The sequence below is a fragment of the Siphonobacter aquaeclarae genome (genome assembly GCF_900103285.1).
In the GTDB taxonomy this organism is placed as follows: domain Bacteria; phylum Bacteroidota; class Bacteroidia; order Cytophagales; family Spirosomataceae; genus Siphonobacter; species Siphonobacter aquaeclarae.
On sequence record NZ_FNGS01000005.1, the window covers coordinates 18,485 to 38,512 of the forward strand.

General features: G+C 55.0%; 14 protein-coding genes. 6 read left to right on the plus strand and 8 right to left on the minus strand.

Annotation, left to right across the window (positions count from 1 at the left end; all coding sequences use genetic code 11):
- Window positions 1–160: 160 nt before the first annotated feature.
- Together BLR09_RS13410 and BLR09_RS13415 are read right to left on the minus strand one after the other, a co-directional pair.
- Complete coding sequence (locus tag BLR09_RS13410) at window positions 161–3,370, minus strand: S41 family peptidase (RefSeq protein ID WP_093202998.1); 3,210 nt, start codon at window positions 3,368–3,370, stop codon at window positions 161–163.
- A 230-nt stretch (window positions 3,371–3,600) separates the two neighbouring features.
- Window positions 3,601–4,209, minus strand: coding sequence for a 3-keto-disaccharide hydrolase (locus BLR09_RS13415; RefSeq protein ID WP_093204209.1), 609 nt, complete (start codon window positions 4,207–4,209; stop codon window positions 3,601–3,603).
- Window positions 4,210–4,341: 132 nt separating this feature from the next.
- Between BLR09_RS13415 and BLR09_RS13420 the strand changes: the two genes are divergently transcribed.
- Window positions 4,342–5,073 carry an NUDIX hydrolase gene (locus BLR09_RS13420; RefSeq protein WP_093203001.1) on the plus strand — a complete coding sequence of 244 codons (732 nt, stop codon included), beginning with the start codon at window positions 4,342–4,344 and terminating at the stop codon, window positions 5,071–5,073.
- Window positions 5,074–5,193: 120 nt separating this feature from the next.
- Here BLR09_RS13420 and BLR09_RS13425 read toward each other — a convergent pair whose 3' ends face one another.
- From BLR09_RS13425 to BLR09_RS13435, 4 genes are all read right to left on the minus strand, one after another.
- On the minus strand, window positions 5,194–8,673 hold the full coding sequence (locus tag BLR09_RS13425; RefSeq protein ID WP_093203003.1) for a pyruvate carboxylase: 3,480 nt from the start codon (window positions 8,671–8,673) through the stop codon (window positions 5,194–5,196).
- Window positions 8,674–9,096: 423 nt separating this feature from the next.
- Window positions 9,097–9,558, minus strand: coding sequence for a DUF3592 domain-containing protein (locus BLR09_RS13430; protein ID WP_143011086.1), 462 nt, complete (start codon window positions 9,556–9,558; stop codon window positions 9,097–9,099).
- Window positions 9,559–10,039: 481 nt separating this feature from the next.
- On the minus strand, window positions 10,040–10,207 hold the full coding sequence (locus BLR09_RS25525; protein ID WP_176785542.1) for a hypothetical protein: 168 nt from the start codon (window positions 10,205–10,207) through the stop codon (window positions 10,040–10,042).
- 65 nt (window positions 10,208–10,272) lie between these two features.
- The gene (locus tag BLR09_RS13435) at window positions 10,273–10,830 is read right to left on the minus strand and encodes a CopD family protein (RefSeq protein WP_093203008.1); all 558 of its coding nucleotides are present in this window, start codon (window positions 10,828–10,830) and stop codon (window positions 10,273–10,275) included.
- A gap of 119 nt (window positions 10,831–10,949) precedes the next feature.
- On the opposite strand from BLR09_RS13435, the gene hemN reads away from it, so the two are divergent.
- From hemN to BLR09_RS13450, 3 genes are all read left to right on the plus strand, one after another.
- A complete protein-coding gene (gene hemN / locus BLR09_RS13440) occupies window positions 10,950–12,266 on the plus strand; it encodes an oxygen-independent coproporphyrinogen III oxidase (RefSeq protein WP_093203011.1) in 1,317 nt (438 codons plus the stop codon).
- A gap of 198 nt (window positions 12,267–12,464) precedes the next feature.
- Window positions 12,465–13,634 (plus strand): hypothetical protein, encoded by a 1,170-nt coding sequence (locus BLR09_RS13445; RefSeq protein WP_093203013.1) that lies wholly within the window; start codon window positions 12,465–12,467, stop codon window positions 13,632–13,634.
- 19 nt (window positions 13,635–13,653) lie between these two features.
- Window positions 13,654–14,886, plus strand: coding sequence for a hypothetical protein (locus BLR09_RS13450; RefSeq protein ID WP_093203016.1), 1,233 nt, complete (start codon window positions 13,654–13,656; stop codon window positions 14,884–14,886).
- A 153-nt stretch (window positions 14,887–15,039) separates the two neighbouring features.
- On the opposite strand, the gene BLR09_RS13455 is transcribed toward BLR09_RS13450, so the two are convergent.
- Together BLR09_RS13455 and BLR09_RS13460 are read right to left on the minus strand one after the other, a co-directional pair.
- Window positions 15,040–16,620, minus strand: coding sequence for a hypothetical protein (locus BLR09_RS13455; protein WP_093203018.1), 1,581 nt, complete (start codon window positions 16,618–16,620; stop codon window positions 15,040–15,042).
- 14 nt (window positions 16,621–16,634) lie between these two features.
- Window positions 16,635–17,933, minus strand: coding sequence for a hypothetical protein (locus BLR09_RS13460; protein WP_245689928.1), 1,299 nt, complete (start codon window positions 17,931–17,933; stop codon window positions 16,635–16,637).
- A 321-nt stretch (window positions 17,934–18,254) separates the two neighbouring features.
- On the opposite strand from BLR09_RS13460, the gene BLR09_RS13465 reads away from it, so the two are divergent.
- Both BLR09_RS13465 and BLR09_RS13470 read left to right on the plus strand, forming a co-directional pair.
- Window positions 18,255–19,124 (plus strand): phytanoyl-CoA dioxygenase family protein, encoded by an 870-nt coding sequence (locus tag BLR09_RS13465; RefSeq protein ID WP_093203021.1) that lies wholly within the window; start codon window positions 18,255–18,257, stop codon window positions 19,122–19,124.
- Between the two features lie 71 nt (window positions 19,125–19,195).
- The gene (locus tag BLR09_RS13470; RefSeq protein ID WP_093203023.1) at window positions 19,196–20,023 is read left to right on the plus strand and encodes an SDR family NAD(P)-dependent oxidoreductase; all 828 of its coding nucleotides are present in this window, start codon (window positions 19,196–19,198) and stop codon (window positions 20,021–20,023) included.
- The last annotated feature ends 5 nt before the right edge of the window (window positions 20,024–20,028 follow it).

Consider the following 20,028-nt stretch of genomic DNA (forward strand, 5'->3'; position numbering starts at 1 on the left):
TTCAGCCCGTTCCAACCTTTTGTTTTTCATCGGGGTCCAGCCAGTACCAGGAGAGCCATGAAATGCCTTCCGGGTTGTTTAGGAGAGAACAGGGCTATATTCACCCACGTTTTTTAGGAGAAACAAAAACGGCCACCCGATTTTCCGGGCGGCCGTTTTATTATTTCAGCTGCTTGAGGATTTCCTCAATGGCTTTGTCGAGCTGCGGCTCCTTGCCGTCGAGACGGTCCGTAAAGGTCTGCTTCACCGTGATATCCGGCTGAACCCCTTCGCGTTCGAGGTTTTTACCGTCCAGCGTGTAGCATCCCCAGGAAGGCAGGCGGTAGAACGAACCGTCCACCAGTCCTTTCCCGGACGTAAAGATGATCCAGCGGTAGGTTTCGGTCCCGATGATCTGCCCGAGTTTGAGCGCCTTGAAACCGGCAGAGGTCATTTCCGCGTCGCTGAGCGATTGTTCATTGATCAGCAGGACGATGGGCTTTCCGGCAGGGCTGAAGTTCGGCTGCGGCGACAGCTTCCCTTCCCGGTACTTCCACTGGAGGTACGGCCGCTGGCTGAGGAAGTTCAGTACCAGGTCATGGACGTTTCCGCCGGTATTGTAGCGCAGGTCGAGAATAAGCGCGTCTTTCTGATTCCAGTCCCGTGTCATGTCTACCACAAACTTGTTGTATTCGTACAAGCCCATGTTTTTCATGTGTACGTACGCGATGCGGTTCTTGCTCTTCGTGTCTACATACTGCTGATTCTGATCAATCCAGGTATCATACAGTTGTTCAACGAGCATATAGGATGCCTGCGGGTGCAGCTTGACGGTCGTTTGTTTTCCGGCACGATCAAAGGTCAGCTCCATTTCCTGGTCGAGCGACGGCTGCTGGAAGTAGAAGTCCCGGTTGATTTTCGGATCTACTGCCTGCCCGTTTACCTTAACCAGTACATCGCCGGCTTTGACGTCCTTGCCGTCTTTGTCGAGCGGGCCGTTTTTCACGACAGACAGTACTTTATACGGCTGATTCTCGTCAAACAGCAGACCCGGGTTCAGGCTGCGCGTGTTATAGAAGCCGTTTTCTTCCGGACCATAGGTGCCGAAGCCGGTGTGGGAAGAATTGAGCTCGCCGAGCATGTCGTTGAGCAGTACCCGGAAGTCGCTGCGGTTGTTGGCACGGGTGACAAACGGCTCGTACTTCGCACGTACCGCTTTCCAGTCGGTTCCGTGAAAGGTTTCGTTGTAGAAGTTTTCCTCGACGTTGGCCCAGGTCTCGTCAAACATCTGGCGGAATTCTTCCTCGAAGCTCTTCCGGAAGGTATGCTTCAGGTCAATCTTCTCGACCTTGTTCGCGTCGAGGTTGAGCTTGTGGATATTTCCGCCGACGATCATATAGTACTTGCCGTCGACTTCCGCAAAATCAGACGCAAACTCAGAACCCTCAATTTTCTCGGTTTTGGACGGAACGAACGGTTCCAGCGTCGTCTTCCACCAGGAGTACTTCCCCTGATCATGATTCGACTGGAAAAGAACGAAGGTCTTGGGGTCTTTCTGAACGACAATCGGCTCACCCGCGGAACCGAAGTTCGGGCTGATTTGCTCCAGGCGGTCCATCAAACCGTCGAAATCAATGACAATAGGCTTCTTGTCTTCTTTCTTTTCCTCCTTTTTATCGTCGGCTTTCTTCTCTTCGGGCTTTTTCTCGTCCGCTTTTTTGGTGTCAGCCTTTTTCGGATCTGCTTTCTTCGCCGAATCAGCCTTGGTTTCCTTCTTCTCTTCCTTCTTGAACAGCTCATCGAATTTGTCGGAGCGGAAGGGCTGCTCGATCTTGCTCAGCGGCATGCGGTAGATCCGCGCGTCCTGCGAGCCGAAGGGGTAGGAGGGCTTCATCCGGTTGCTGGCGAAGTAGATGTACTTGCCATCGGGCGACCAGTACGGCGAATCTTCCGTTACCCCGGTATTGGTCAGGTTGTGCGTCTTGCCGGATTCGAGGTGGTGGATGAAAATATCCTGCTCAAAATTCCGGTGCGACGTAAACAGCACATACTCGTCGTTCGGTGAAAACTTCGGCTCCGAGTTCTGAAACGCCCAGATTTCTTCCTTCACCAGGGTTTTGGAGACAAACGTCTTCAGGTCCATGACGCGTACCTCGTCCCGGCCGCTGAGGTAGACGGCCTTCGTCCGGGACTTGTTGAAGGCGATGTTCCGGTTGCTGCGGGCGTCGGTAGTCAGGGCTTTTTCGCTGCCCGAGCCGTCTGCCGGAATGCTGTAATAATTCTGATAGCCTTTCGCTGTTTGCTGGAAGACAATCGTGCGGTTGTCAGGCAGCCATTTTACTTCCAGTACCCGGCCTTCGGGACTGGTAGTGAGCTGGCGGACGTACTTTCCTTCGATATCTGAGACAAAGAGCTTCCCGCGGGAGGAGAAAACCAGCTTCTTGGAATCCGGAGAAACGTCAAAGAAATTGATATTTCCCTGCGCCAGGAAGTCCTGGGTTTTCGGGAGTGTAAAGTTGCGGGAAATCAGGACGGGTACTTTCTCCGACTTTTTTGTTGCAACGTCATACGTCCAGAGCTGATAGTCTTTTTCGAAAACGATCTTCTGGCCGTTGGCGCTGACCTGCGGGCGTTTGACCGACTCCTTGAACTGCGTCAGGGCCGTTTTCTTTCCGTTGGCGAGGGTATAGAGGTTGTATTCGCCGTTGCCTTCGTCTGAAACAAAATACAGGTTACCGGACTTGTCGAGCGTCGCCCACATATCCTTGCCGTTGTAGTCGGTGTACTTTTTGTACGCCTTCGTTTTCAGGTTATAGGATTGGATATCCGGGTTGAATTCACCCTTGTACCCCTTCCGTTGCGCCTGATTGTCGCTTTCCCAGGTATCGTTGAAGAAAAGCTCGCCGGTAGTCGGGTGCTCAGCCGTATTGTGAACCCGGTTGAAGAAATGCCCGAATACCCGCTTCGGCGTCCCGCCGGTAACGGGCAGGGTATAGACCGTTCCGTGGTTCTGGGCGCCGGATTCGATGTACAGCGTTTTAGAGTCCCAGCTCCAGCCTTCGACGAGGTCATAGCTGTCGTGGAAGGTCAGCTGGCGGATTTCACCGCCTTCGGCCGGCATGACATACACGTCGGAGTTGCCGTACTGCGAACCGGAGAACGCGATCCATTTGCCGTCGGGTGAAAAGCGGGCCCGGCTTTCGGTGCCTTGCATGGCGGTAATCCGCGAGCTCTGCCCGCTGGCCAGGTCGGTCTTCCAGAGATCATTCTCATAGGTAAAGACGACTGTTTTGGCGTCGGGACTGATGGTTGGAAAAGAGGCAAAGTACGCCTCCTGCGCAGAAGCCTGACCGGCAGTCGCCAGAAAGGCCAAAAGGAGAAATGGGCGCATAGCAGGGGGAAAAATGAAGTGTTTTGTCACAAGATACTAAAGACCGCCGCTGAGACAAGCTGAAAAAGGGCAAAGCGGCGCGTATCCGGGATAAACCACCCGGATTGGGTTAGTATCGATGACGGATGAAACCGCTTATCTGGGGTAACGGCTGAGTAGCATTTTTAGGAAGGGGGCCAACAAAAAAGGCTGCCGGAGCAGCCTTTTCGTCACCAGCCGGTGAAAGATTCTTACAATGTCCGTACCTTCAGATTCTTCCAGCGAACCTTGATGCCACCGCCACTGTGGATTTGCAGGGCGATACTGCCCGCGCGGGAGCCGAAGGCGTCGTCCGTCATCGTGACCATTTCCTGCCCGTTGAGCCAGGAAGTAACGGTGTTTCCCTGTACACGGATTTTCATGGTATTCCATTCGCCCATTTTGAGCGCCTTGTCTTTCTCTGCCTCGGGCTTGATCAGCCACCCGCGGCCGTAGGATTCATAGATTCCGCCGGTGGATTTGCCGGGAGGTGCGACTTCCACCTGCCAGCCGGATACCTTCGTGCCTTCGATGGAGGAGTGGAAAAAGACGCCACTATTGCCATCTGCTTCCTGTTTGAAGGATACTTCTACTTCAAAATCCTTGTACTGCTCGTCGGTACCCAGGTAGCCGTACTCCTTGTCCGGACCGCTTTCGCAGATCAGTTCCCCCTTTTCGACATACCATTTTTCCGTACCGTAAACTTTCCAGCCCGAAAGGTCTTTTCCGTTGAAGATGGATTTCCATTTGGACGGAGGACCGGCAAGTACAGGCTGAAGGGCGACGAGCAATACGAAGAGGATTCGTGTCAGTTGTTTCATGTGTGCATGGTTTAGACCGGCAAAGTAAAGCGCCGGCAGCCGGGAGTCAAGCTGGGGCGAACCGGAAAAGTTCGAAAGACGCTCGGCTTTCCGCCCGGGATGTCCCATATTCGATGCTCGAATCGATTCTGCATGGAGAATAACGAGGAAATTAAACAGTTCATGAATTCGGGGCATTTGCTCCTGCCGAATATTTCCATCGACTGCGTCATCTTCGGTTTTCACGACCACCAGTTGAAGGTATTGTCCGTCCGCTTCAAGAAAACAGAATTCAATGCCCTTCCGGGCGGATTTGTTTACCTGGAAGAAGGAGTGGAGCAGGCAGCCCGCCGGATTCTGGAAGAACGTACCGGCCTGAAGGAAATCTACCTCGAGCAGTTTTATGTTTTCGGACAGGCAGACCGGAAGAATACGGATTCCCACCGCCGGTTTTTGGAAGAAAATGGTATAGAAGCAGACGACAACCACTGGCTCCTCCAGCGGTTTATCTCCATCGGGTACTATGCCCTGGTCGATTTTTCGAAAGTGACCCTCCGGGTCGACTCCCTGTCGGAATGGTGCCAGTGGTTCGAGATTTCGGACCTTCCTCCGCTGATCATGGACCACGCCGAAATTGTGCAGAAAGCACTGAAGACCCTGCGTCTCCGCCTGGATTACTCGCTGTCGGCGTTTACCCTGCTTCCCGAAACCTTTACCATGTCGGAACTGCAGACCCTGTACGAAACCATTCAGAACCGGAAACTGCTCCGGACAAACTTCCAGCGAAAGATACTGTCGATGGATATCCTCGAACGCATCGACAAAAAATGGACGGGCGGCGCACACAAAGCACCCTACCTCTACCGCCTCCGCTCCGACGTCTGAAAATGTCTGTGAAGTCTGTGTTGTCTGTGAGCTGAGTTTAATTTCTCACAGACAACACAGACTTCACAGAAAAGGCAAATACAAAAAGAGGCTGTCCCACCGGGACAGCCTCCGCTTTTTCTATTCAACGGAAACGATCCAGTCATCCTGTTCGACTACCGTACCTTCCTTCAACGCTACCGCCGTTACTTTTCCGGCTGCCGGAGCGGCGACGATACTTTCCATTTTCATCGCTTCGATGACAAACAGCGGCTGGTTTTTCTTCACCTCCTCGCCTTCCTTGACGATGATTTTTACCAGACGGCCCTGCAGCGGCGCACCGATTTGTCCGGCTTTCGATACCTTCTCGTTCATCGGCTTGGTGGCCTGGAATCCGGTATCTTTTACCGTAATCCGGCGGGCCTGACCATTGAGGTCGAACGTCACGGTACGGTGGCCGGTTTCATCCGGTTCCGACACATACTGCAGGCGTATCATGATCGTCTTGCCTTCTTCGATAGTGACGAGAACTTCTTCGTCCTGCTTCAGTCCGTAGAAGAATGCCGGCGTCGGCAGCTTCGATACGTCTCCGTAGCGATCCGACGCCACATAAAACTCTTCGTATACCTTCGGATACATCTTGTAGCTGAGGTAATCGAGGAAGGCGCCGTCATTACCAAGGTAGAATTCGGCGTTCGGGAATTTCTGCTTGAAGGCAGCGAAATCCTGTTCGACGTCGAGCGGAGCCAGGTTATCGTTCGGGCGACCGCTGATCGGCTGATCGTCTTTCAAGACCAGTTTCTGAAGCTTTTCGGGGAAACCGCCGACGGGCTGACCCAGCTCTCCCTTGAAGAAGCCTTTCACCGATTCCGGAAACGAAATGGCATCGCCGCGGAGGAATATTTCGTCGGTCGACAGGCTATTGGCCGTCATGAAGATCGCCATGTCGCCTACTACTTTCGACGAAGGCGTTACCTTCACAATATCCCCGAACAACTGGTTGGCCGCGATGTAGTTTTTCTTCAGCGTTTCGAACTGATCGCCTACGCCGAGGGCAATCGCCTGCTGGCGCAGGTTGGAGAACTGACCTCCCGGTACTTCGTTGTCATACACCTCGGCTGATCCGGACTTCATTCCGCTTTCAAACGGATAGTAGTATTCGCGGACGTCTTCCCAGTAGGTCGAGTACTTGTTCAGCAGCTGAAGATCAATCGGATGCTCGCGCTCGTGCCCCTGCATCATCGCGACGACTGAGTTGAAGTTCGGCTGGGCCGTCAGGCCTGACATAGCAGCAATTGAGCAGTCAACGATATCTACCCCGGCTTCAATGGCCTTCAGGTACGTAGCGGGCTGAATGGACGCCGTATCATGCGTATGCAGGTGCACCGGAATACTCACCGCTTTTTTCAGCTCGCTGACGAGTATCGCTGCCTGCTGGGGCTTCAGCAAACCAGCCATATCCTTGATACACAGCATGTGCGAGCCGAGGTCTTCGAGCTGGCGCGCCATGTCGAGGTAGTACTGCAGGGAATACTTGTAATCCGGATTGTTTTTGTGCTGGAGGAAATCGCCGGTGTAGCAGATCGCTGCTTCGGCGATACCGCCGGTACGCTCGCGGACGGCCTTGATGGATACCTTCATGGATTCGATCCAGTTGAGTGAATCGAAGATCCGGAAGACGTCTACGCCTGATTCCCAGGACTTTTCAACGAACGTCTCAATCAGGTTATCCGGATAAGCCGAATAGCCGACGGCGTTGCTGCCGCGGAAGAGCATCTGCAGCAGCATGTTGGGCATGGCCTCGCGGAACTGCTTGAGGCGCGTCCAGGGGTTTTCGTAGAGGAAGCGCATGGCTACGTCGAACGTCGCGCCGCCCCATACTTCCATCGAAAACAACTGCGGAAACGCCTTGGCAAAGCCGGAAGCTACTTCCAGCATATCATCGGTCCGGACGCGCGTCGCGAGGAGGGACTGGTGCCCGTCCCGGAACGTCGTGTCGGTATACAGAATCGTATTGTGCTCCCGAACCCATTGGGCAAACTTCTCGGGGCCGAGGCGCGTCAGGCGGTCCTTGTTGCCGAGCGGGAACGAGCTGAAGGGATCGGTATTCGGAACGATCGGCGTGCGGAAGGACTTTTCGTTCTTCACTTTCACGTCCGGGTTGCCGTTGACGATCACTTCGCCGAGGTAGCGGAGCAGTTTGGTCGACCGGTCCTGCGGCTTCCGGAAGTTGAACAGCTCCGGAGAATTGTCGATAAACTGAACCGTGCAGGCGCCTGACTGGAAGGCAGGGTGGGCCAGAACGTTCTGGAGGAACGGAATATTCGTCTTCACCCCGCGGATCCGGAATTCTACCAGCGCGCGTTGCAAACGCTGGATCGCGCCCTTAAACGTCCGTCCGGAAGAAGATACCTTCACCAGCATGGAATCGAAGTAGGGGGAGATTTTCATCCCCGGGTAGCTCGATCCTTCGTCGAGGCGGATTCCGAAACCGGCCGCGTTGCGGTAGGCAATGATCGTACCGAAATCGGGTTTGAAGCCGTTGGCAGGGTCTTCCGTCGTAATCCGGCACTGAATGGCGTAGCCGCTCATTTCGATGTCTTCCTGTCCGTGGAGGTAGATGCCGTTGTCGGACAGCTTGTAGTTCATCGCGACGAGGAGCTGGCTGCGCACGAGGTCGATACCCGTGATTTCCTCGGTAATCGTATGCTCAACCTGGATACGCGGGTTGACTTCGATGAAAAAGATATTTTCGTCTTTGTCGACCAGAAACTCCACCGTACCGGCGCAGGAGTAATCCACGGCCTTTCCGATGGCTACGGCATAGGCGTAGAGCTTTTCGCGGGTTTCCTGTTTGAGGTTAACCGACGGCGCGATTTCGACTACCTTCTGGAAGCGTCGTTGTACCGAGCAGTCCCGCTCGAACAGGTGTACCAGATTCCCGTGCTGGTCGCCAAGAAGCTGTACTTCAATGTGTTTCGGGTTTTCGATGAATTTCTCAATGAAAACCGTATCGTCGCCGAAGGCATTGCGCGCTTCGTTACGGGCTTCGTTGTAGGAGCGCTCGAGGGATTCGGTATCGCGGACCACCCGCATACCGCGTCCGCCGCCGCCTGCCGCCGCCTTGAGCATCACCGGGAAACCGATGCGCTCCGCAGCTGCGATGACCGCTTCGATGGGTTCGCCTTTGATTTTGGCGTCCTGAATAACGGGCAGCCCGGCCTTGATGGCAGTATCCTTGGCAATTACCTTGTCGCCCAGCGCTTCCATGGCTTCCGGCGAAGGACCCACGAAGATGATGCCTTCTTCCCGGCAACGGCGGGCGAGGGTGGTATTTTCACTCAGGAAACCATAGCCGGGGTGGATCGCATCGATCTGACGGCTCTTCGCCAGGGCGATGAGGCCTTCTACGTCCAGGTAAGGTTTCAGCGGGTCGTCGTCACGTCCGATCTGGTAGGCCTCGTCAGCCTTGTACCGGTGAAGGGAGTAGCGGTCTTCGTACGTGTAGACGGCAATGGTCTGGACACCCAGTTCGGTCGCCGCCCGCATGATGCGGATGGCAATTTCGCCCCGGTTGGCAACCAACAATCGCTTGATTTTGCGGACGTATTCAGGAGTCATGCAGCAAAAAGGTTAAATAGGTAATCATTGAAAAGTCGGCATCTTCACCTCGGTACCCTTATTGCCCGCTCGCAGGGACTTCAGGTATCCGCTGCTGCGGAGCGATTCAGAGGAAAAATCAGGCGGGCGCCTGACGCATGTCTGCTCCCTGAAAAGAACGCCACCGAAGGAAGCATGCCAGCGGCTACTCTTTTTCTGACAAAAATAGCCAGCTACAAAGATGCAAACTCGCCAAAAAAAATGCGGCAATTCTTACTCAAATCTTAATATAATTTGGAAAGTCTTGAAAAATTTAAAATAATACATGGTTAGATACAAAATGACCTTTTTTGGGGAATAAAACGCTCTTCAACGCGTATTTCGGGAAAACAAAAACCCCCGGCGCCAGGCACCGGGGGTTTTTATTCAGAAACAGAATGGCTACTACAGGGCGAAGAGCACGCCTACTACCGTAAACACCGCTCCCAGGATGAAAAATACCTTCGGATTGGTGCCGGGGATTTTATTAACGCCGAGCGTCGCTTCTTCCGGGTTTTCGACGTTATAGCGCACTTTCATGTGCTCACCGATTTGCACCGGAGCGTCCACGGCCGCTTCTCCCTGCGCTTCGAAATGGTGGTTGCCTACGCTGAACTGTACGCGGGGAAAGTGAAGGGGATAGTTACCCATCTTATCATCCCGGTTGTACTTCTTGAAAACGTCTACTACAACGCCGTCGGCAACAGCCGAATGTTGCAGCCACTGCGTACGGCGATTCGAATAGTAAAAACCAATGGCGAGGCACGCCAGCGCGATTCCGACAAAGGGAAACATGAATTCAGAACCCGGCTGGATGACATCGGCCGTCCGGGGTAATGACATGGAAAGAATGGACTGTATCAGCATGACTCAGAGATCGATAGAGAACACGGAGCGTTGTCCGCGTGATTTGATGGGTCAAAATTCTATCTAATCTCTCAGATTATCAAACAGTTAGCATTGGCCAGCTGAAGGTGTGCAAGTGCAATTTCAAGGGAAAAGCACAACGAAAAATGGCGCTTCCCGGAAAAGGAGGTTTCAATTTTTAGTCAGCTAATAATATTTTGTGGTTTTTGCTGAAAAACAGGTTTCAAAAACGCAGGTATCCCGTTTTGAAAAAATGTTAAAAATTTTTCCTGAAGGAATTGTACTATTTCATGTGAAAATACCGCGATCCGGGCCTTTGGGAGTGGGAGAGTAGGAGAATGGCGGGTACAACCAAATTCTATTTGGCAAAACCATGAGTAACACGGCATGATTCCGGGTAAAAAAATTTTTCTATCCGGAAACGAAAAAAGCGCCGAAACAGGCCTCAGGACCCGTTCCGGCGCTTTTTATGCGGTTAATCTCAGTAGTGACGCGGCGAGTTGTAGGCTGCAAAAGCCGCTCCGATCAGCAGGGTACCGACGATCGAAGTGAGCAGGTCTCCGAAAATCCAGAGAATCAGGGCCAGCAACAGAAAGCCGCCCAACTGCGGAGCCTTAGAGGAAATGGTAGAATTGCTCGGAGATGACATGCTAAGAAAACGTTTGTGAAACGGAATAGGGCAAAAGTAGGGCTGCAAACCGGAAATGCCAAGCGTCAGCGCCCGTTTTCCTTTTTTCGTTCGCGAAGGCGCTTCACCATCCGCACCGCAGTCATCAGCAGCACCGCAAAGGCGATGATACCCGCGACGCCGTAGATCCAGTCGAGCGCATTCTTGAGTACTACCAGAAAAACAATCGCGAAGAGGAGAATCGTCGCGACTTCGTTCCAGAGCCGCAACTGCGGAGAGCTATGCCGGAAACGGTTTTCACGCAATTCCAGAAGCAATTTCCGGCAGTAAAAATGGTAACCGATTACCCCGGCTACAAACAACAGCTTCAGGTGCATCCACGACTGCTGAAGCCAATAGGGAAACAGGTACAGCATCCAGGTGGCAGACAGCAGCGTCAGCCACATCGCCGGAATCATGATGGCATTGAACAGCAGCTTTTCATTCCGGCGGTATTCTGCCAGCAGAATTTCCCGCGCGGGCTCGGGTTTGTCGTTGGCTTCGGTATGATAGATGAACAGGCGGGGCAGGTAAAACAAACCGGCAAACCAGCTTACCACGAAGATGATGTGCAGCGATTTGAGGTACTCGTACGGAAAAGGCATAGCTCGTTTCTTTTGCCAAAAATACGGCCAAACCGAAGATATGCCTGCCCGGCAGGTGAGAAAAGTCATTGCCGGGACTGACGTCCGGGCGGAATTTTGCCGGTGAAATCCAGACAGCCATGGACATCGATCTCATCCGAAAATACAACGTTGCCGGTCCCCGGTACACCAGCTATCCGACGGTTCCGGCGTGGGAACCGGCCACGTATTCCCCGGAAAAGTGGCGACTAGCCGTGACGCAATGCCACGGCCCCGTCAGCCTCTACCTGCATCTGCCGTACTGCGAAAGCCTCTGTACCTTTTGCGGCTGCCACAAGCGCATCACGCGGAATCACCAGGTGGAAACGCCGTATATCGATGCCCTTTTAAACGAATGGACGATGTACCGCAGCCTGCTCCCGGACGCCCCGGCACTGTCCGATCTGCACCTCGGAGGTGGAACGCCCAGCTTTTTTTCTCCCGAAAACCTGAACAGATTAATGGAAGGATTGCTTCGGCATACTTCCCGGTCACCCGGTTCGGAATTCAGTTTCGAAGGCCACCCGGGAAATACGACGGCGGAGCACCTCCATACCTTGTATGACCATGGCTTCCGAAGGGTGAGTTTCGGCGTGCAGGACTATGACGAGCGCGTGCAGAAGGCCATTCACCGCATCCAGCCCTTTGAGCAGGTCCGCGCGGTGACGGAAGCAGCCCGGGCGGCAGGGTATACCTCCGTCAGCCATGACCTCGTCTTCGGGTTGCCATTTCAGCAGCGCGGCGGGGTACTCGATACCATGCGGAAGACGATCAGCCTGCGCCCCGACCGCATCGCCTTTTATTCGTATGCCCACGTACCCTGGATCAAAGGAAACGGCCAGCGCGGCTTCCGGGACGAAGACATTCCGACCGGAGAGGCGAAACGGGAGCTGTATGAAGCCGGCCGGGAATTGCTCGAAGCAGCCGGATATCGGGAAGTAGGTATGGATCACTTCGCCCTTCCCGGCGATCCGCTGTTCCGGGCGATGGAAGAGGGGACGCTCCACCGGAATTTCATGGGGTATACGACGGCGCCGTCTCCGACGCTGATCGGGCTGGGCGCGTCGGCTATTTCGGATAGCTGGACGGCCTATTCCCAGAACGAAAAAGAAGTAGAGGCATACCTCGCCGCCGTCGGACAGGGAGAGTTACCGGTACTGAAAGGGCATTTTTTGTCGGACGAAGACCTTCGTTTCCGCCGCCGCATACTGGACCTGATGTGCCGGTTCGGGACGGAGCTGGAGGACGAAGAATCCCTGGCGAAGTTGCGCCCGCTGGAAGAGGACGGGCTGGTAGTCTGTGACGATCGCACCGTCCGGGTGACGGACCGGGGCCGTCCCTTTGTCCGCAATGTCTGCATGGCCATCGACCGCCGGCTTGCGGATACCGGGCAGAAGTTATATTCTGCAACAATCTGAAGTAAGAATAGAGTATCAGGCAGATATTGATTTGAAAAACAGCAGTTAAGACGAAGCGTTTTGAGTGCAATTTCAGCGTCGCGAACGCTGATCTTTCCGCAAGGGATTTCGTGAACGGGGCCGATCTTGCCTTTTTGTGGCTATCTTGCCGGTCGGTTTATTCAACTTGTCTCTCGTTTTGGAAGACGCCACGACTGCATGGAGCCTTTTCAACTCTATACCCGATTACTGGATTCGCTTTCCCGCTTTACGGCTCCCGGCAACTGGAAAATTAAATCAGTACTTCTGTGCCTTGGCGTGATATTCTTCTTCGCCCTGCCCAGCTACGACCGTTTTTTTAACGACAGTACGAACGACTACCTGCATTTCTGGCTGCATTTGTCTCGGCAGGCGGCACATCCGTTTACGCTTCAGCCGGGCCTGGACCCGATCAGCCACGAAGCCAAAACGGCCTTCCGTCTGGTACCTCCGCTGACGGGCGCGCTGGTGGCCTGGTTGTCGCCCGTGGGTGGTTTGTACCTGATGTTTTTGGTGCAGCATCTCCTCGGAGTCGGCTTTTTGTATGTGTTGATTTCGCTGGTATACCGGCTGACGGGCGATCGTCTCACTGCCGTTCTGACCGCACTGGCATTCTCCCTGATATACCTGACCCGGGCTTTTTTCTACGAACTGTACGGGTTGTTTGACGGGTACGCCTACTTTTTCCTGTTGCTGGCGATGGCTGCGCGGACGCCTGCCGGGTTTGTGGCGGCGTTGTTTCTGGCTTTCTGGACCGACGAGCGGGCGATTATCGCGTCGCCGCTGGTGCTGCTTTTTCAACTCCATACGCGGGTGTTCCCTTTTACGATACCGACGCTGCTCGCGCAGTGGAAATGGTATGTGCCGTATGGACTTTCGGCCGCTGCGTACCTCGGGATACGGATTGCGCTGGAAAAATATGCCGGTTTGTTTGTGCCCATCGGCAGCGGTGCGGATGCCGGGCTGAAACTGCTCCTGGCCAATTTTACGTCGCTTCCGCTGGCAACGTTTCTGGTATTTGAGGGAATCAGCTTTCTTATCCTGTGGCTGCTCTTCTTTTTCGTGAAGCAGAAAGCCTGGCTGGAAGTATTGCTGACGGCGGGTATGCTTGCGGCGGTATGGGTGGTTTCGGGTTGCGTTTGGGATTTTACCCGCAGCGGCTGCTATGCCTTCCCGGTTGTGCTGACGGCACTGTATTTCATGGGAAAATACCTGCCGACGGCCCAGGTACGGGCGGTGCTGGTACTGGCGCTGCTCCTCTGCGTGGCCATTCCAACGTATAAATTTCAAGGATTTTATTACTGGCAGGTACCTGCCCCGGTGAAGCTGGTATACGGCCTGATCCGGTAATTTATTCAGGGACGATTACATGAGTGTTATTCTGATAAAACTCCTGCTGGCTCTCGGCTGCAGCGGCCTCATCGGCCTGGTGCTGATCCGCCGGCGTCAGGCCGAAGCCTGGCTGGAGACGCGCCCGGCTGCGACCGTCATCGGCGTTACCTGGTTTGTGCTGCGCCTTCTTCCTTTTGTTGGTATTTACCTGATTCTGGGGTATCAGCCGGTTTCGGATATCCAGGGATACCTGATCCGGTGGGGAAGCAGCGCGCTGGAAGGCAAGCTGATTTACCGGGACTTTGAATGTACCTATTCGCCGCTGTACCCGTACCTGATCGCCGTTTCGCTCGGGATGTGGTATAACATGAAGGCCATAGCGCTGCTGATGGTGGTGATGGAACTGGTGGCGCTGGTACTTACTTTCCGCTTCTTCCGGAATATCCCGCATAGCCGGCGGCTCCTGCTGGCAGTCCTTTACCTGATGACGCCCGCCGGGCTGATTTTCACCGTCATAGCAGGTCAGGAAGACATCTGGCTGTGGTTGTTTGCCGTCGGCGCATGCCTGCTGTACCGGCAGACGGGGAAGACCGTTGTGCTGGCGCTGGGTATCGCGCTCGGGTTGCTGGCAACAAAGGCTGTGGATGTGCTTTACCTCCTTCCGTTCCTCTTCCTCGTACCGAAACCGTTTCAACTGACGGCCTGGCTGGCAGGGATCGGAGTCGTGTTGCTCGGCACATTGTATGGCCTGGTGGGTCTGGAGTTTATGCAGCCGATTCGGGAAGCCGAGACGCTGAGAGCGCCGAACCTGCTGTCGGTTGTGAATCCCTGGGTAATGAACAGCATCGGCCGGGGAACGGGTACCTGGAACTGGATCGGGCTGGCGGCTACGGTGGGCGGGGGTTCGTGGATTGCGTTGCGTGTCTGGGACCTGCCGTTTGAACAGGCCTTTTCGCGGATGTGGGTAGGGGTATATGGCCTGATGATGGTGGTACAGCAAAGTGCCTATAGCAATTACCTGTTTCTCTTTCTTCCGCCGCTGCTGTTTGCCATTGTCAATTGGGACAGTACGCGGGATATCGTTCTTTTTCTGCTGTTCAATATTCTCTGTGTGGTACACCCGTCCTTCTGGTGGCGCATGGGCAATCCGGAGTACCTCACGCCGGGAGATATCTTTGCCTCAAGCCTTCGTATGCTTGACTATACCCTCCAGCTTTCCATCGTGGTGCTGACATTTTACTGGGTAGGCCGCGCGGGCAGAAAAGCCTGAGAAGGAATAATACGGCTGCGGTAGGCACAGCCTGCCGCAGCCGTATTACCTAATACCCGCCGTGCGCAATATCCGCTACGCACTTATTGTTGACACGCAGGAACTGTTCCCTCCAGCCGTCCACCCCATGCTCCATACCCTCTGCCCCGTGCTTTACAACACCCTCGCATCAAACACCCCCGTCAACACCTTACCGTTCCGTTTCACCTGAAGCCAGAGGCGGTAGCTGCCCGGCGTCGGGAAGGCATAGGGAATTGCGAGGTGATTTTTGTGGGAATGCGCCATTCCGGGCATCAGAAGACTGTCGCGCTGCGCTTCCGGAAGGGTATGCAGCCTGGCCATGACACGGTCTATGCTGTCCCGAAAAACGTCCGGCGACGGCAGCTTCGCCGGAAAAGTCGATTTCTCGGCAATACGGCTTTCCATGATCTGCTGCGACGCGGCGGAGAAAGTACCGGTCGGGTGAAGGTGGATGTAAACGCTCCCGTCGTCCTTGAAAACCGCCGCATGGCCCGTCATACCGAGATAAGGCTGGAGAACGGCGGGCTTCCCGTCAGGCGCAGTGACCGTAAAATTCAGGGAGTAGGGCTTTCCGGCCTGCAACGGACCGGTAGCTTCCCAAACGATGGATGAGCCATCCTGCAATGCAATTTTTACCCCCGGTTTGCCACAAACGGTAATCGCCTGATCCTTTACCAGGGTCTGGTTGCGGTTGATGGCAGATGTGACGGCATAGGTATCTTCCGGGTCTCCGGCCGAAGCATTTCCCGACGGCAGCGGCGGTATATCAAGCGTATCCGTGACGGTGTACGCAAGTCCCTGTAGACGAAGCATATCTGCATAGACCAGGTAGCGTCCCGGAGGAAGCTTCGGCAATGCCGCCTCAAAATGCAGGGAATCCCTGCGGGTCGGGTGCAGGTGCGCGAATGCGTCCATCGATCCCTGCCGGAGCAGAAACAGGTGCATCAGCTTGCCGTGATCAGGTACGAGGTAGCTGAGCGAACGTCCTTTGGCAGAGGCAGAATCTATCGTCAGTTGCAGGTAAGGAACGTTGTCCCGGATTGCTGCCTGCGTCGTCGCCTGATAGGGTTTGTAGAGATGGCGACGGTACTCATTGGCCCAGGAACCCCACCAGTTGTGACCGATCGCGACCAGGCCGATGCACAGCGTCGCGCCGACAGCCGACCCGGCTATCCGTTTCCGGCGGGTACCCGGCGTATCGCGTTCACCGGGTTTCAGGAGGCTGTCAGAGATACTGGCGCCAAAGAGTGTTGTCATCAGACCGATCAGCAGTACGCCGAGGCCGGCCAGTACCCATCCCGTCACGTAGGGCATCGTCCGCGTCGCAGTGGATATGGCGGCAACCGGTACTATTACCGAGCCCTTGCCCTGCGGGCCGTCGATGCTGACGCTGACACTTGCCGAACCATCTTCCATGAACCAGATCGTGCCTTCATACCGGCCGGCTTCTCCGGGTACGGGCGGGGCCGGATCGGCTTTGGGAGATCCTTCATCCCCGGCAAAAAAATAGACAGGTTTCAGGGATAGGGTATGAACGCCGGGCGCGCCAACGAGAACCGTCACTTTCGCGGTACCCGGAATCACGTCCGGAGGCTGGACAAAAACCTGGACGGCATAGGGGCCGGCGTTGCCTTCAAACACAACACCCGGACTGCCGACATGCCCGGAAACAATCCCGGGAAAAAACAGGAGAAGAAAAACAAGGTATTTCATGGGAAAGGAGAAGGTTACCGAACTACTTTTTTCATCCAGTTGCCCCAGGCGAGACCGACGCGGGTCGACAGAAGCGTAATCAGGAACGCGATGCCCAGGCCGGTGGCCAGGTCTCCGGCAGCTTCCCGTGCCCAGGGATAATACTGGTAGCGATATTCCCAATTGGGATCGTTGCCGAAGTACCAGGTATAACTTCCGAAGAACTTGTTACGGGCGAGGGGAGAGGACACCAGAAATTCCCCGAAAAACCATTGTATCAATCCATAGACAAGCGCGAATACCAGCGCCATAGCGAATGCCCGGGTCCAGTTGTTCCGGAAAATAACGCGCTGCTGCAGCCAGTCGATACAAGCGGCGGGCAGTATGAGCAGTACCGGAAACCCGAAAAACTGAAAGTGCGTGACGGGATTGAGAATAGGTCCAAGCAACGGCTCAGCCGGAAACTGCTGCAATACCCAATTGGTCAGCAGCAACACGAGCATGTATACCAGACTGATGCGCGTCGCGCCCCAGCGATGTCCCGACGCGCGCGCCGTTGAGAAGAGGAAGAGCGGAAATACCAATCCGGAAACCTGGTAATAAATGGCGTTGTGGGAATTGACACGGTCCACAAATTCCGACACAAACAGGTAGAGCATCGCCAGCAGGAACCCGGCCGTCAGCGTAAATAGTAGCCGGAGCCGGGCAGTCCGCTCCGGAAATACCGCGTCATCCTCCCGGTTGAGCAGGGCCATGACGAGAAACATGGCGCCGAGCTGAATAGTCATGAGTCCGAGGATCAGGACAGTATGCGGAGGCGTGAAAATCTCCACGTCGAGGCCGTAGGTACTGTGCCACCAGTCGTCAAACGGCGCCGAAGTCAGCGCGGCGATACTCCCCCAGATGCAGAATAATCCGCCGAGCGAACTGTAGAAAATCCCCCAGAAATGAACAAGGTGCGGGCGCTCCGCCTTGTGTGGGCCGAAGGAGGCCATCAGGCAGCGGTATCCGGCAAAAAGCCCGGCAAATGCCGCACCGGCGTAAATCAGGTTGTGCGGGGCGGAGAAAAGTCCGTCGCGACCGATGGTGATGTGCCAGGAAATATCCCACAAAAGCCCGACGACAATGCAAAGCGAAGACGCCACACAGGCGTACACATACAGCGGAATCCCGAGGCTGAGACTACCGGGACGGTCCCAGCTGCGGGGTACCGAAGGAGAAAGCGACATAGTGAACAACAGGCTATAGATGTAAAGGCGGCCGGAGCCCTTCGCGGTAATACCGGAGAATACCCGGAAAAGACCCCTGCGATCGGCCTCATGAGCGAAAGACACCTGATCAGGATCATCCCCTCATCTCTTCAACAAAAAAAGTTTATTTGTTAATAAATTGAAAATCAGGGGATAATAGAAATTCTTTTACTCTACTAAAAAAATAGATTAAGTAGAGTATTGACATTGCGAAATGTTCCTGCTTGTTTTGAATCGAAATCAGCACAAGCCCCATGCGCCAGCGATACGAACTCGTCCTCATCAATCTTCACTTGCGCTCGTCACTCTGTTGACGGACCTGCTGCATCCACTTTTTTTCAACGTGTATCACTCCTTCGGCACCGATCGAGACAGGGGAGATTTTGCCTAAACGAATTCGCATCCATGAGTCAGACATTCCAGTTTCAGCAACAGCTTACCGACGAACAGCGTCGTTATTTCCACCAACACGGTATTCTTCATTTCAAGGGATTTGTCGACCGCGACACCGTCCGCGAGTTCATCCGGGAAGTACAGCGGGTTGAGTCCTATTTTCTCAAATCCGATACCCGCAAGGTCAACGGTATTCCGCTGAAATTTGGCAGCGACGCCGACGGCGGCAAGATCATCCAGCGCCTGGCCTTCACCTCGCATTACAGCGATCGCCTGCGGGATTTCCTGAAAGATCCCCGCCTGCAGGCCCTGCTCGAACTCCTCGGGCCATTCGACGGCCGCATCGGCGAAAATGAAAAAGACGGCCTCGTGGTCAATCACTACGTCAACACGCCGGACAGCCAGTTCAAGCAGCTTGGCTGGCATACCGACAGCCCCCGCGACCTCTTCCTCGGCTCCCGGATTCAGCCCATGCTCAACGTGGGCCTGCACCTGGACGACTGCCCGACCGAAAACGGTGGGCTCCGGGTACTTCCCGGGACACACCGGCAGAGCCTGGCAGGCCTGTTTTTCCGCAAAAAATATTTCATCGACCATAAACCGGATAAGCGGGAAGTCGGCTTTGAAATCGAAGCCGGCGACCTCACCATTCACGACGGAAGGCTGTGGCACCGCGTACAGCAATCTCCGTTCTACGGCGCGCGGAGCCGTCGCCGGGTGATGTACATTCCGATCATCACCGGCGCCTACCAACCCAAAACGGCTGACAGTCCAACCCCGTTCTATCACCGCCTGGGCAACCTGCAACTGCCGAAAGTGCCGGCACTCCGGCCTGTCGCGCAGCGGTGGGGCCAACTGAGCCTCAGTAAACTATTGGGATAATGCAGCACAGCCGGGCTTCTTTCGGGAGATAGCCCGGCTGTCTTTTTACGCTACACCTTACCACGAACAACATGGCTTATGCCCTCGTCACCGGCGCCGCAAAGGGAATCGGGCGTTCCATCGCCCGGGAGCTTGCCGCCCGGAACTACCACCTGCTGCTCATCGATATTGCCGAAACGGAGCTGGAACGCAACGCGCATCAGATCCGGACGCAATACGGCGTGGCGGTGCATACGCTGATTGTAGACCTGTCCCTGCCGGGCGTGGTCCGGACGATTACGGCCTGGCAGCGGGAGAAAGGCCCGGAACTGGAAGTCGTCGTCAACAACGCCGGCTTCGGTCTCAACGGACCTTTCCTCGAAATACCGATACAGGAGCAAATGGATATCCTGAATGTGAACGTCAAGGCGCTCGTGGAGCTGTCCTACGTTTTCGTGCCCGTTCTGGCCCGCCGGCCGGTCGGGTATCTGCTGAACGTTTGCAGTACCACGGCGTACCAGACCGTTCCGTATGTGACGATGTATGCCGCCTCGAAAGCCTTTGTCCGTTCGTTTACGCGCGGATTGCGCCATGAGCTGCGGCATTCCAACGTGCGGGTGACGATGCTCAGCCCCGGCAGTACCGATACCGACTTTGTGAACCGGGCCCGCATGGGAGATTCCATCAAACGGACCGCCGCCCGCGTCAATATGACAGCAGAGGAGGTTGCCCAAACCGCTGTCAAAAGCCTTTTCAAGGGAAAAGCGGAGGTAATCCCCGGTTTTCTGAATCAGTTCGGCGCTTTTTTACCCCGGATTATTCCGATGAAATGGATTGAGCATGTTGCGGGGAGGATTTATGAACCCAGGGTGTCTGGTCAGGGACCAACGGCAGAAAAGAAGGCTCTTGCGTCGACATAATCACC